The organism is Nostoc sp., assembly GCF_036919675.1.
GTDB lineage: Bacteria > Cyanobacteriota > Cyanobacteriia > Cyanobacteriales > Nostocaceae > Nostoc.
Window position 1 is genome coordinate 14,320 of record NZ_JBALCP010000090.1, and the last position, 12,849, is coordinate 27,168.

13 protein-coding genes and 3 pseudogenes are annotated in these 12,849 nt (G+C 39.9%); 9 read left to right on the top strand and 7 right to left on the bottom strand.

What is annotated here, in order from left to right:
• Positions 1-111: 111 nt before the first annotated feature.
• Positions 112-894 (top strand): exodeoxyribonuclease III, encoded by a 783-nt coding sequence (gene xth, locus V7K49_RS18990; protein WP_335206860.1) that lies wholly within the window; start codon positions 112-114, stop codon positions 892-894.
• A gap of 180 nt (positions 895-1,074) precedes the next feature.
• Here xth and V7K49_RS18995 read toward each other — a convergent pair whose 3' ends face one another.
• Together V7K49_RS18995 and V7K49_RS19000 are read right to left on the bottom strand one after the other, a co-directional pair.
• A complete protein-coding gene (locus V7K49_RS18995; protein ID WP_335206862.1) occupies positions 1,075-2,163 on the bottom strand; it encodes a T3SS effector HopA1 family protein in 1,089 nt (362 codons plus the stop codon).
• A gap of 157 nt (positions 2,164-2,320) precedes the next feature.
• Entirely contained in the window at positions 2,321-3,580 is a 1,260-nt protein-coding gene (locus V7K49_RS19000) for a phosphotransferase (RefSeq protein ID WP_335206863.1), read from the bottom strand.
• Positions 3,581-3,947: 367 nt separating this feature from the next.
• Between V7K49_RS19000 and V7K49_RS19005 the strand changes: the two genes are divergently transcribed.
• The 3 genes and pseudogenes from V7K49_RS19005 to cas5d form a co-directional block, all read left to right on the top strand.
• Positions 3,948-4,079, top strand: a complete 132-nt coding sequence (locus V7K49_RS19005; protein ID WP_335206864.1) for a hypothetical protein — start codon at positions 3,948-3,950, stop codon at positions 4,077-4,079.
• 497 nt (positions 4,080-4,576) lie between these two features.
• Positions 4,577-5,350 (top strand): annotated as a pseudogene (locus tag V7K49_RS19010) (COP23 domain-containing protein); the annotation flags it as partial.
• Between the two features lie 139 nt (positions 5,351-5,489).
• Positions 5,490-6,032 (top strand): annotated as a pseudogene (gene cas5d / locus V7K49_RS19015) (type I-D CRISPR-associated protein Cas5/Csc1); the annotation flags it as partial.
• A 39-nt stretch (positions 6,033-6,071) separates the two neighbouring features.
• Here the strand turns inward: cas5d and V7K49_RS19020 are convergent.
• Positions 6,072-6,482: a hypothetical protein gene (locus tag V7K49_RS19020; protein ID WP_335206865.1), complete on the bottom strand. Its 411-nt coding sequence runs from the start codon at positions 6,480-6,482 to the stop codon at positions 6,072-6,074.
• Positions 6,483-6,602: 120 nt separating this feature from the next.
• Here V7K49_RS19020 and V7K49_RS19025 point away from each other — a divergent pair, with 120 nt between their 5' ends.
• Together V7K49_RS19025 and V7K49_RS19030 are read left to right on the top strand one after the other, a co-directional pair.
• On the top strand, positions 6,603-7,223 hold the full coding sequence (locus tag V7K49_RS19025; RefSeq protein ID WP_335206867.1) for a 2OG-Fe(II) oxygenase: 621 nt from the start codon (positions 6,603-6,605) through the stop codon (positions 7,221-7,223).
• A pseudogene (locus V7K49_RS19030) lies at positions 7,213-7,329 on the top strand (CRISPR-associated endoribonuclease Cas6); the annotation flags it as partial. The gene V7K49_RS19025 and the pseudogene V7K49_RS19030, both read left to right, overlap by 11 nt.
• Here the strand turns inward: V7K49_RS19030 and V7K49_RS19035 are convergent.
• Entirely contained in the window at positions 7,300-7,863 is a 564-nt protein-coding gene (locus V7K49_RS19035) for a hypothetical protein (protein WP_335206868.1), read from the bottom strand. The pseudogene V7K49_RS19030 and the gene V7K49_RS19035 sit on opposite strands and share 30 nt — an antisense overlap.
• Positions 7,815-8,336 (bottom strand): NB-ARC domain-containing protein, encoded by a 522-nt coding sequence (locus tag V7K49_RS19040; RefSeq protein ID WP_335206870.1) that lies wholly within the window; start codon positions 8,334-8,336, stop codon positions 7,815-7,817. Before V7K49_RS19040 ends, V7K49_RS19035 begins: the two co-directional genes overlap by 49 nt.
• A 191-nt stretch (positions 8,337-8,527) precedes the next feature.
• Between V7K49_RS19040 and V7K49_RS19045 the strand changes: the two genes are divergently transcribed.
• The 3 genes from V7K49_RS19045 (at position 8,528) to V7K49_RS19055 (ending at position 10,548) form a co-directional block, all read left to right on the top strand.
• Positions 8,528-9,097: a hypothetical protein gene (locus V7K49_RS19045; protein ID WP_335206872.1), complete on the top strand. Its 570-nt coding sequence runs from the start codon at positions 8,528-8,530 to the stop codon at positions 9,095-9,097.
• Between the two features lie 85 nt (positions 9,098-9,182).
• Positions 9,183-10,109 carry a hypothetical protein gene (locus V7K49_RS19050; RefSeq protein ID WP_335206874.1) on the top strand — a complete coding sequence of 309 codons (927 nt, stop codon included), beginning with the start codon at positions 9,183-9,185 and terminating at the stop codon, positions 10,107-10,109.
• 238 nt (positions 10,110-10,347) lie between these two features.
• Positions 10,348-10,548 (top strand): hypothetical protein, encoded by a 201-nt coding sequence (locus V7K49_RS19055; protein WP_335206876.1) that lies wholly within the window; start codon positions 10,348-10,350, stop codon positions 10,546-10,548.
• A gap of 496 nt (positions 10,549-11,044) precedes the next feature.
• Here V7K49_RS19055 and V7K49_RS19060 read toward each other — a convergent pair whose 3' ends face one another.
• Together V7K49_RS19060 and psaK are read right to left on the bottom strand one after the other, a co-directional pair.
• Positions 11,045-12,241 (bottom strand): site-2 protease family protein, encoded by a 1,197-nt coding sequence (locus V7K49_RS19060; protein ID WP_335206878.1) that lies wholly within the window; start codon positions 12,239-12,241, stop codon positions 11,045-11,047.
• 276 nt (positions 12,242-12,517) lie between these two features.
• Positions 12,518-12,772 carry a photosystem I reaction center subunit PsaK gene (gene psaK / locus V7K49_RS19065; RefSeq protein ID WP_334869414.1) on the bottom strand — a complete coding sequence of 85 codons (255 nt, stop codon included), beginning with the start codon at positions 12,770-12,772 and terminating at the stop codon, positions 12,518-12,520.
• Positions 12,773-12,849 lie beyond the last annotated feature (77 nt).

The following is a 12,849-nucleotide window of genomic DNA, read 5'->3' on the forward strand; positions in this document are numbered from 1 at the left end:
CTTCGTTTAAACGTAATTGGGGAATGGAACAGAAATTATAAATATTAAGTAATTGTACAAAAATTACATAATGTGTAATTAGTAATTTACAAAAATTTTGATAACTAACTAATGAAAATCGCTACTTGGAACGTCAACTCAATTCGCACTCGCCTCGAACAGGTTATCGATTGGTTAACTAACAATCCGGTTGATGTTCTCTGCTTGCAAGAAACCAAAGTTGTAGATGCCGAGTTTCCGCGATCGCCTTTTGAGCAGTTGGGCTATAACCTTTATATATCAGGACAAAAATCCTATAACGGCGTAGCCTTGATTAGCCACCAGCCACTTCTAGACGTAAGTAGCGGGTTTAGGGCGATTTTGACCGATTTACACCCTGAATGGGATGAGCAAAAGCGGGTAATTACAGGTGTAATTGATGGTGTTCAGATTGTTAACTTATATGTTCCCAATGGCGCAGCAGTCGGAACTGAAAAATATGAATACAAACTGCGCTGGTTGATTGCGCTACGCGAGTATTTGCGATTGTTGGTGCTGTCACAACCTGCGATTTGTGTGTGCGGTGACTTCAACATCGCATTGGAAGATAAGGATATTCACGAGCAAGTGAGTACAGAAAATCACATTATGGCAACAGAAACAGAGCGCCAAGCCTTACGGGATATTCTGGAACTGGGATTTGCCGATGCCTTTCGCAAATTCACCACAGAAGGTGGAAATTATAGCTGGTGGGATTATCGCGCCGCTGCCTTCCGTCAGAACTTAGGTTGGCGGATTGACCATCACTATCTCACACCTATGCTGTATGAGCGTGCTAAAAGTTGCATTATCGATGTTGCACCCAGAAAATTAACCCAACCCAGCGACCATACGCCAGTAATTGTGGAATTTTGAATGGGGGATTGGGGATTGGGCATGGTAAGAAGCAGGGGAGCAGGGTACAGAGGTGAGAATTTTCTCCCCTGCTCCCTTCCCCCTCCCCTTGTCTTGCTTGTCTCTAAACCTTTAATTATTTACGCCGACGTACTTACAGCTATTTACATGAAAACTGCTGTAATACCCAGCCCCTATCAATCAATCTAGCGGATGATATATATCCTCAGAACTGGGATTGAGATAAGGATGCTGTAAATCTATTAGATGTTGCGTAAAGTGTTGGTCAATCATCCTCATCCGCTCCTCCATCGCATTCTTACCTTTTTGCCAAGCTTCAAATAAAGCATTAGCGACAATTTGGCAACGGTTCATCCCAAAACTTTCCTGTGCTGCAAATTTTTGGGTTGGTTCTTCGGCTAAACCTAACCCTGGTGCTAAAAATTTTGTAAACAAGGGAATTTCGGGCTGGAAATGGGATTGATTTTCTGGATAAATAGCCTGAAGGATTGTGCGAATTGCTGGATAGTCGGGGAGTTCAAAGTAGAGTAGCCCCGAATCATAGCGTCCGTATGCACAGGGATTATGAAGAACCTGAAAGTTAAAAGGAATCGAGGCTGCATTCAATTGCAGTGTCAGGCTTTCCATGAGGGCGATCGCACCAGATGGCGTAAAGTTAAAGTAAATTCGCCCTGCTCCTAAATCAGCATCGGGGTTGCTCTGGCGTTGCTGTCCGACATTACTAACTGCCAAGTAAGAGCCATTTTGTAGTCGATTTTTGGGCATCCAGATTGCTACCATGTCACCCACTTTGGTAGATTTTTTACTGGATTCTAGATGGCAGTCTGGCTCAACATAAAGTGTTAAACCGCCTTTAGTCACTGCCATAGTACCATCAGGTTCTTTCCGCAATACCTGCCATCGAGGGTCAAAGTAACCGATACCGTGATTACTGGCGTGCAGATGTTCGTAAAAGTCCCAATCAATTTCCAAAATGGAATTATCTGCTAAATTATGCTTTGGCGGGTGATTATTACTATCAGTATTGATTGCCAAAGTACTTTGCAGGGAGCCATTGTAATAAATTCCATAAAGAAAGTTTCGCAGCAGGAGAGTGAGATATTTCTGTTGTAAATCTACAGAATTGTGCTGAAATCTGTCAGCTATTTTAGTTGGTAGAGCAAAGGGTTGATAATTGGGATGGTAAATACAAAAATTGGACTCAATCTGGATATTCTTAGCAATATCAAATAGAGAATTTAGCGGTTGATTGATAGAGTAATTTAGCATTAATCCATTCAGAACTCAAACTTTAAAATCAAAAATTATGAAACCACTCTGGGGCAAAATATTCTGAGATTTATGATAGGGAAAATAACACGCAGAACCATTCAAAATGTTTAATTTAATTTTAAACCTAGCTTTTAAATTGTTCTGCTCCCTGCCATTAACAACCGCGAAGCCGAGTCTTTTCGTAATAAATACGAAGTAGCTGTGGCTCCTTTACAGGCTGAGGAAGTTTATGGATTTTTGCCACAGAATTCAGGATTTCTGACTCTGATATCCCGAAAATAGTCAGTATAGCTTGCTGCGGCATAGTGAGTAAACTTTTAGCCACTTGCAGCATACAGATATCAGCATTATTAAAGGATTTGCGGCAGGTAATCATATCCTGAATTTGATGAATCAGTGCTAGCCCTGCAAACTGGATAACGCGCAAAATAAAGTCACTGCGGTATTCCAAAATCATCGGGAAAGCATTTATATAAGCTCTAATTAGGGCAACAATTGAAGGTTGTAAAATCTCTAAAGGCGTCAACGCCAGATGTAGAGATTCTTCTAACTCAATGGTAGGGTCTACTACGAGGCTGTTGAGCCAAATTCCTAAATAGCTTGCTAGTAAAGTTCCTAAATCAAAGGCTGGATCTCCCCAAGAACAAGCTTCCCAATCAATTAGTCGTACTAGGCAATTGTCTAGTTTCTCCCACCTGGAATGAACCAAAATGTTGTTCAATTTCAGGTCGTTGTGAGTCAAGCAGCAAGGATTCCAGTCATATGCCAAATCTGCGATCGCTGATTCCAAACTCTCCGACTGCTGGTAAAGTAGATAGAATTTCAGCGCATCCGTGGGAACAGTCCCAAAAATCTCTGGCCCAATTGACTCTACTCCTTGCGCCGGATTGTAAAAGCCATAGCGAAACTCTCCTTGGGGAGCAGTTGCCATAAAATCCCTATATTCTCGGCGGTTATAGGTTGCCCGATGGAGTCCCGCCAAAGTAGTGCCGATCGCAGAAGCAATTTGTTGTGGAAAAATATCATTGTTGTGGTAGAATATCGCAAGCTCCAGATATTCACTCAGGTAATTGCGGACGAGGATAGAATTTTCTTCGTCAAAATACACTACCAATGGTGCGTAGTTTACCGCCGTAGGCATCGCGGAAATATTGCCAAGAACTGGAAACTGCTGGAGCAGCTGGTGAAACAGCCACTCCTGAAACAAATCATGGGGCGCGGCGTCTTTGTTATTAACGTTACGTTCTTGTTTAATGAGCAGTTTGCGATTATCTGCTAGAGTCACTAGTAAATTGAAATTGTTCTTACTACTTCCTGGCAACTCAGATTTGTCTGATGCGCCATCTTCTGAGTTACACAGCCCCGCATCTTGCAGATACTGGATAACGTTATGAGAAGACAGTGATAATACCATGTATTATTTCCTACCTCATTAAATTACTTAAACTTATCTGTGTTGGTATTTGCTTGTACTTAGCAGTTCTCGGTAGATAGTAACTAGTACGCCACGGCGTAAATAGAGCAACCATTTAAAATCCCTAAAAAGCCCATTCCATAATACTTTTGACTTTTGACTTTTGAATGAATGACTTCCGCCTTGCGGTACTAGTGTGTGAATAACAATAAAGATTTGTACAATCTACTAATATCCCATCTTTGGGATAAAAACCTGCCAAAATGGCACCAAGTCCTTTACAATTGCTTTAAAATTTGCTCCCAGATAGCGTGACATCTTTACACTTTATCAGCATAGTTACTTAGATACATCTAGAGCAAGTTTTATGGTAGAGCCTTTTGATGTAGCTGCATCTCCAGGTTTGTGGCGCAGAAGCATCACCAGCAAAAAACTGATTGGCGGCAGATGTTGTTCGATGTTTAGTAGTCATCCTGAAAGCAGGAAAGAATTTCAGTAATCCTTCGCAGAAGGAAGCATGACATTCAACGCTATTATTTTTATTTATCATCACAAAGCCAAAAAAACCGGACTTTTTAGGCAATTAGTAATTATTTTTTTCTTTAATTTTCAAAATTTATGTCTGAAAACCTTGTAATCACGTCATTTGTGGCACCTACAAATTGTAGATGACTATAAGCGATCACAGATAACGGCTACATGAGTGCATTTTATGTAACTGTACTTTTGCAAGTATGTTAAGGGACTTGCAAATAAAAACCTCTAAGAAGGTTTTACTACAACTTTGGTAGTGGTAAATTCATTAACTTGTCAACTAACAAAACCTTTGATGTAGCTTTGCTTTAGAAAGGTTGATCTAACTTCTGAAGCAAGAATCGCCTGATATAGCGAAAACTTTAATAACAGCAAAGGAAAACGCCGCAATTTTATGTTGTAGCTTGCTTTATTGGTGTCAGGTTGAAAATAAAATGTTTTAGTTATTAGTACTTATATATTATGCAACTAAGGTTATCTGCTCAGATATTACTAGGGGCAGCAACAGCTTCTGTGATTTCAGTTTTAGCTTTGGCAATTGCCACTACCATTGATAACCAGCAAAGTTATGCTGGGGGAAACAAGTTCTTCTGTACACAGGAAGACAATACACCAGTCACGAAGGTACGCACCTCACGAGGCCCTGAGACATTCATTCGTTGGGTAGTTCAAGATTTTAAAAAGTTCCCACCCGCACAGCGCTGTAAGATTGTTTCAACTAGGTTTCAACGCTATTACGATAATGGTTCGCTTTTTATCACTACCAGAGATAACTTTAACAACTATCCAGTTTTGTGCATTGCCAGAACTTTAGCTAGTAGTAGCGAGGACAATACTATAAAAATCTGGAATGTCGCCACTGGGCAAGAAATTACTACACTTCAAGGACATTCTAATTGGGTTAAGTCAGTCACCTTTAGCGCAGATGGCAGAACTTTAGCTAGTGGTAGCGCGGACAAGACTATCAAAATCTGGAATGTCGCCACTGGGCAAGAAATTACCACACTTCAAGGACACTCTGGTGATATTTTGTCAGTCACCTTTAGCCCAGATGGCAAAACTTTAGCTAGTGGTAGCGAGGACAACACTATCAAAATCTGGAATGTCGCCACTGGGCAAGAAATTACTACACTTTGAGGACATTCTAGTTGGGTTCAGTCAGTCACCTTTAGCCCAGATGGCAAAACTTTAGCTAGTGGTAGCGAGGACAACACTATCAAAATCTGGCAGTTGTCTAAGTAGTTATTTTCTGGTGGAATATTAGACTAGTTCTCAAGGAACGACCTCAAACGGTTGATTGGCATTAATTCTATGTATTTGAAAATCTCTTATCAGGACTAAGAAATCGTCTTTTTCATGAATATGACGATATAGATTAGTTGATAGCCAAATATACTCTACTACCGTTGCTGAAGAACACTCATATCGCTACTTTTGTGCAGAACAAATGCAAAAACATGAGGAGCATTTAACGCCACTAAATCACCAGGAAATTTACGTAAATCCGGCGCGATAGCTCAATTATTCTTCCATCCTCAATACTTGAAAGTATGCTAACAATAACTACCACGTTGAAATGGAGAAGACACAGAAAAATATCCCTAGTTTTGGTAGAGCGAAGGAAATAGCAGCAGAAAGTAAATTTAAGTTTTTTGTCATCTCCCAAAAAGAACTCAAACTACCAAAGTGGATTCGCTTGGGTAAATGGATGAGTAAGGCTGAAGTAAGCGTTGAACAATTACGGAAACCTAAAATTGCAGAAGGAATATTCATGTGTACACATCCATTAAATCCTTTAGATGTGATGTTCTGTAATCAAGTGATTAGCTATGATGTTGTGAATATGCCTCCAGTTAGCTTAATTCAGAATATCCAAATGCGAGGTCAATACTATCAACTTGATGGCATTCAAAACTGAAAAATTCCCCTGACGATGGAATATCATTTTCGGAGTTAACTAATTCCCAAAACCTTTGCTACGCTTTTTGCTTTTCCGAGGCTCTATCGTCATTAACTCTGCTGTAAAACCTTTGGAATCTTGCAACATTAACTTACGAATGCGCTGGCGTTGGTAAGCCTGCACCTCAGCAGCTAGGGGATGAGTAGGGTCAATTTTTAGGTGAGTAATAGAAGAAACATATTTTTCTTTACTTTCGAGATTATTTGGCTCTTTTAGTCCGCACATAATCCCACCTTCATCTCCTGAATAGCCAACGAAATCAATTTCAAATTCTCTGTCTGGATCAGCGTTTTCTCCTTTTTGTTTTAATGTCTTCACAAACTCCTTTCCAGCCCGTGCTTTAATTGGTAAGCTCTCTTTTAATTTTTCAGTAAGTGCCTTTGCTGCATTGTAATCATCAATTCTCATCGCTCTAGCTCTTTATTTCAGTTTAAAAGGATTTTACTATAGTCTTTAACCTTTTCCCCAGTCACAAATTACGCTACAATCTTTAATCCCTGCTAGTTCTGTACGCTCTCCATATCCATCGTGAAACACTATCAACAACAATCCAACGCCTTGCCCAGCGATTACCTAAATAACTTGTGGGGAGAAATTCAAGCTTGTTCTTATTTTGCTATCAACAACCTCAACCGTGATTTTGTTGCCACCAAAGGATTTTCTGTAGTATTTCAGCGTTCTGGATTAGCAAAAGTAGAACAGCAGTTTCCCTACTTCAAGCCTTACCTAGATTTGGCTCTCCAGCCGAATTGTAATGCTTTTTACCTTAATCCTTTACAGCTAAAAGAAGGCTCTCGCGTCGATCCGCATATTGATCGCTCCTTGCGTTCCTACTCCAAAACCATTGAACCACCTGCGGTTGTGAGTGTCCTCTATGTGCGAGTACCTCCCGATATGGAAGGGGGAGAACTGGTATTGCGATCGCACAAACGCCAACTTGGGCAAATTAAGCCACAAATCAATACTTTACTTTACTTTCAAGGTGATTTAACCCATTCTGTTAATGCTGTGAAAACCCCAGGAAATCGCTTAAGTTTAGTTTGTGAACAGTATAGTTTGAGTGAAGCCGAACTCCAGGAAATTCCAGAGTTCACTGTAGAGTCAAGAAGCACTCAGTCTACAACCAAAAAGAGAAAGTATGCCTCATAGTTTAGTGTTGAATTTACTACCTCAATCGCCTATTTCACCACAGTTTATTACTGGTAGACATCTCCACGCCCTATTTTTAACTCTTGTTAGTTCTGTAGATACCACTGGTAAAAAAACGGGCGATGTTGCCTTCATGTAAGTCCCGAATGGAGGTGGCAGCAATTTTTAACGCTAGGGGATTACCACGGTAACACTCAACCAGTTGGCGGGTTTCGTGCTCAGAGCCTGATAGCCCTTTGAGTGTTAAGATTGTTTGTCCTGCTGTGACTTCTAATCCTGATAAAGCCATAGTCCGAACTGGCAAACCATCACCTTCTAAGGCAGCGATTTCGGCAGGTTTTTCCCGGCTAGTAAGCAGCACACAGCTTTGATGCTGTGTTTCTCCCAATCGCCACAAAAGTTCGCCGTAGGGTTCGTAGCCCTCACGGTAATAGCCTGTTTGCTCCCCATGCTGCAATAATGTGTCGAAATTATCCAAAATCAGCAAGCATCGAGATTTGCGAAGGTACTCGATTAAACAAGTAATTTGCTCATGAGGGTCAGCAGGCAATGTGGTAATTTGTTGATGAGAAAGGATTTTGATGCATTCCGTCACCTTGTCTTGCAAAAAAGGTGCGTGCCGTGCCGCAGCGATCGCCAAATAACATATTCAAATTCTTCTTGCAACTGTTCTGCTAACTTCACCGAAAGTGCGGTTTTGCCCATGCCACCCATACCTAGCAGTGTTATTACACGAGTGCGATCGCGCACAATCCATTGGCTCAGGGTTTCTAATTCAGTGGTACGTCCGTAGAATTGGGAAACGTCAATTGCTTCCCCCCAATTTGTGTAGTTCCTGGAGGAGGCGTTTGTATTCTTTTGTCGCTGTGCGGTTCGCTTCAGTACTCCGTGCAGGTTATTTTTAGTAACTTTTTCTCCTAAAGCTTGAGAGAGCGATCGCCATAGTTCGTAACCAACGTCTTTGATGTGACCATGATCGTAATCGGACTCTACAGCCATCTCTAAGTACGTCTGTCCTGCCCAAGATTGACGGAATACAATCTCTTGAACTTTTGTTAAGCGTCCCCGTTCTAATAATTGCTCGACTAGTGCGATCGCCTCTTCTACCGTCATTTAACGACTTAGCAATACTAAATTAACTACGATATTCGCACCATAAACCTTATTTCTTTAAAAAGCTTACGTAAATCTATCAAAAAGATCCGACTTTTCTCCGACCTTTTCCGACCATCAAACTTTATACCAGGCAGTAGAGTATTTGGATATGACGTAAAAGCAATCTATAAAGGAAAATTTAGGAGAGTATGCATCACCAAGAGTCATTATATACAGTTTCTCTAGGTGTTGAAGGTAATGAACCTAATTTTCCAGTTCACATCGGTGCTTATATTGCCCTTCTAGAAAACAATCTTATTCCCACAGTGGTTATTGGTGGTTCATCTGCTTCAGTAACAGGTTCATTACTAATGGGACTTTTAGAAAATCCATCACTTATAAATAAAAGTTTAAAATCAGAATATTGCCATCTTACTAAGGCCCAAAAAGCTGCATTAATCCTAGCTGCTTCTGTGTGTGTATTTGACAGCTTTGTGTTTTTTCCTAAATTTACAAATTTCTACAAAACTCTATTCAATTGGGTCAAAAACTTTTTGTCTCATAATTACAGAGATAGCTTAGTAGCTGATGCAAATGTAGAAATTATTCAAGTCGAAAACATGATTGGTCAAATAGTATTAGCTTTTGATTTTTTTCGTCATGCTGACTTTACTTTGGTGATTGAAGAACCAAATTATCCTAAACGAAGCCAGTTATTAAAACAACTCTGGATTGAATATAGTAATATTATCGAAACCAGTATTCTTGAACTGAATTAAGGCTTATTATAAAAATTCATCTTCTGAGTTTAATGAATTAAATTCAGATAAATTATACAGATTTTTACAGCTTGTGAATAAAGATATGACTATTAACCCTAGTCAGTCTTTGAATCAATTTAAAAACATACTAAAACGTCTAGATATTAAACTTATACTTCATCTCACTAAAAAGTTTTATTACCTGATTCAAAGCAAATCTAGCATTCCTGGGCGAAAAATATTCACAAAAATCCTCAACAAGAAAATTTGTTTATTCAATCCCCAATATGTTTGGTCAGCATCTCAAGGATTTTCTAAATCGGGAAAATTTCTAGCAATTCCTGAAGGTATGGTTATTCATTCTACATTTCGATGTGGTTGCCAAAGTCGTTTAGCTTTAAGAGAAAAACCAGGTTTAGACAACCTCTATCAATGCTATTTTCCTGCTAATAATTTAGTCAGTCATTTTGTCAAACATCGCGAACATTCACTCAACGGTAGGGTAGGATTTCTCAGTTTCATTCAGGATGATAAACATTGTTTTGTTATCCCTCCGGAAAGAATTATCATTTTATCTCAACAACTGCAAACAAAAACACGGGGTTACAATTACGCACTACAAGCGAGTATTTCAGAATCAGGCTACTTCAGACGTTATCCACTCCCAATTATACCTATAGATAACTCTTTAAATCCTCATCTTCCCAATTATTTGTTTTCATTTGGAGGATGGTTAGAAAAAATGCCAATTGCTGAGATCGCTCATCTCCCAATCTGCAAAAATACTGATTATTTTATTACTCTTTCTCGAAAAGATAATGTTCCCTGGTTCAGCCGCAAAGCTTGGCATACAGTATTAGGTAAACAAAATAAAAAATTAAACAAAAAAGTTTTTAGCCTTATGGATAATCATGTTAACTACGCAAAATCATTATCTGGACGCAAGGGAACAATTAATATCACTTTTGATAATGAATGGAACAATCCTGTTCTGAATGGCACTGAAAATTTCTTTTTAAGAGATTTTTGAACTGGTTTATTACCTAATTACAAAGCCCATATGTTGATTGGTTATTTGGAAACTTCACGTGTTTTGCACTCTCAATTTAGTTCCTTCAATCCTAATTTAAGTTCTATGTTATTGACGTGGGGAAAGCCAGTTCCAGCGCAACTATATGTAGTAGGTAAACATGCGGCTCAAAAGATTCATCAAATCTTTTGGAACTTTCTATATGAAATTGAACAGGATGTATAGAAAAAATACAAAATTGCTTCAACCTACCGGAATAAGTTTTATTCTGGTGACTCTATTTCTAGATGGATTAAGTATTGGAATAAGTAATCCTATTTTACCCAAGCTAATTGAAGAACAGGTAAGAAACCTCTCTACTGCATCTTATTACTTCGGCGCAATTTCAGCTATTCACGCTTTAATGCTATTTATCTTCTCTCCAATTCAGGGAAGTTAGCTCCTTTGCTAGTTGGTATTTTGTTATTTGCTGTTGCTCTATGGCTGAATGGTACTAAGATAAGCTGAAACGCTGATCCATTCAAGCAGTTTGTAATTGCCTATGTAACTCATGTCTGGGTTGCTTCCTGGTTGACTGACAAAACTCAAGTAACATAATAGTATGTTTGAGGGTCAACACTGTTTGTTAACTATGATATTCGGACTATCAGCTTTATTTCTTCAATAAATTACGTATATTTACGTAATTTATTGAAATCAGACGCTAATTGGCTATGGGAGACTTGTTGATAACAAAGCAGGAGTGCGTTTTTCACCCGAAAGCTTCATGTCTAATGTTTTGGGACATTTTCTGACGGCGAACTCAGGTCAAAAAATAAAAAAGGTAGGATTTCCTACCTTTTACCCAAAAAAAGCATTTTGTAACCAAATACCAATTTAAATATCACACACGCTTTTGACGTGTCTATTGCAAAACTATGACGAGCGTATGACACTTAATTTGTAATGGACTTCGCTATTCCTCCCAGTTGCAACCCAGGCGGATAGCTACCTTCCTCTTTGACCCGCTTGATTTCAGCATCCGTTATTCGCAAATTTAATTTCTGTGCCAACGATCGCACAATATCTCCCCGGTCAATTACACCAGCTACGGCACCAGCGGGAGAAAGCACGGTAATTCGAGGTAACTGCTCATTTTCTAGCTTGTTAATTACCTCAGCTATGGTTGTTGCTTCAGCAACAGTGGGTATTTCTGTCAGGGGACGCGCAATGCTGTTTACAGTTTGGGTTTCCCATTGACTCCTTTCAATTAAACGCAAATCGTCAATGGAAACTAGACCCCGGTAACGTCCATCAGAAGCAGCAAAATAAACCTGTGAGGGAGCGGTTTCCAAAAGGTATAAATCGGCAAAGGAACGCAATGTCTGGTCAGCATCAACAACGCGAAAGTCACGGGTCATCGCATCAGCCGCCACCACCTTGAGCAAGCTTTCTTGCAATGTAGTCACATTGTCATAGCTGTTAGCGTTGCGGACAGCAAACCAACCTAACATCGCAATCCACAAACCAACTACTAACTCTCTGGTCAAAAAATCTACAACAAATCCTAGAGCGATCGCACCATAACCCAAGATTTGCCCAGCCTTTGCAGCCCAGTGTACGGCTTGAAAACGATTACCTGTTATTTGCCATAGTGCTGCTTTTAACACTTGCCCTCCATCTAAAGGTAAGCCTGGAATCAGGTTAAATAGAGCCACCACCAAGTTAATTCTCGCCAAATCTCCAACCATAACACTGAGTGGACTAGTATCAGATATCACGGTGACTACCAGCCGGAGCAGGAAAAATAGTATGATACTCACCAAAGGGCCAGCGATCGCCACTTGAAAGGCTTTGAAAGGAGTTTTAGATTCTTCTTCAATAGCAGCAATCCCGCCAAACAGAAATAGGGTAATTGAATTAACTTTAATGCCTTGCGATCGGGCTACCAAGCTGTGACCCAACTCATGTAGCAACACTGAACCAAATAGCAACAGTGCCATAACTATTCCAGCACTCCAAGCTATGACATTCCCCCATTCCTGATAAGCTACCCCAAAATTGAGAGTTGCCAACCCTAAAATCACAAACCATAACGGGTCTAAAAACAGGGGAATTCCAAATAAAGACCCAATTTTCCAATTTGTTTGCATTACATTGTCCTAAAACTAGATATCGCCAGTAGTTTTTATACCGAGATACTACACATAGTTGGATACACATTTATATTGAGCATCAATTCGGTAGTGCCGAGTGACGAAATGCTCTTATTTCTAGAATAGACAATTAATGCCTGTGAGCAAAACTCTGAAGTGGGGCATTGGGCATGGGGCATAAGTTATTTCTTCCCTACTCCCCCTGCCCAAAATCGTTTTTAGGAGTTTTGTATTGATCGTGGCGTTACAAGTAACGCCGCTGTGATCGCAAAACTATAGACGACCAATGTTAGTCAGTCCTAAAACTATGCCAATACCGATAACATGACCCAAAGCCATTGCACCAACAAATGTTGGAATACTGATCGGCAGGATCGGGAACTTGGGGCCAACTAGGGGTTTTTCAATCCTAGTACTTAGTAAAAGCACTACTAAGCTGCTGATGCTGATGATGATCCCGACTGTAGGATTCCACGCAGGTGTTGCGGGAACAGATGCAGCGGCTGCTAGTAAAATAGATGAAATCAAGCTTTTGTCTCCTAAATGGAAAAGTTTATGTAGACCTACAAGATTATAAAATTACCAAGGCCCAAAAGTTTTTTAGA

Coding starts and splice junctions, on each gene's coding strand:
- xth (WP_335206860.1), top strand. CDS start 112: ATGAAAATCGCTACTTGGAACGTCAACTCAATTCGCACTCGCCTCGAA.
- V7K49_RS18995 (WP_335206862.1), bottom strand. CDS start 2,163: ATGCTAAATTACTCTATCAATCAACCGCTAAATTCTCTATTTGATATT.
- V7K49_RS19000 (WP_335206863.1), bottom strand. CDS start 3,580: ATGGTATTATCACTGTCTTCTCATAACGTTATCCAGTATCTGCAAGAT.
- V7K49_RS19005 (WP_335206864.1), top strand. CDS start 3,948: ATGGTAGAGCCTTTTGATGTAGCTGCATCTCCAGGTTTGTGGCGCAGA.
- V7K49_RS19020 (WP_335206865.1), bottom strand. CDS start 6,482: ATGAGAATTGATGATTACAATGCAGCAAAGGCACTTACTGAAAAATTA.
- V7K49_RS19040 (WP_335206870.1), bottom strand. CDS start 8,336: ATGACGGTAGAAGAGGCGATCGCACTAGTCGAGCAATTATTAGAACGG.
- V7K49_RS19045 (WP_335206872.1), top strand. CDS start 8,528: ATGCATCACCAAGAGTCATTATATACAGTTTCTCTAGGTGTTGAAGGT.
- V7K49_RS19050 (WP_335206874.1), top strand. CDS start 9,183: ATGACTATTAACCCTAGTCAGTCTTTGAATCAATTTAAAAACATACTA.
- V7K49_RS19060 (WP_335206878.1), bottom strand. CDS start 12,241: ATGCAAACAAATTGGAAAATTGGGTCTTTATTTGGAATTCCCCTGTTT.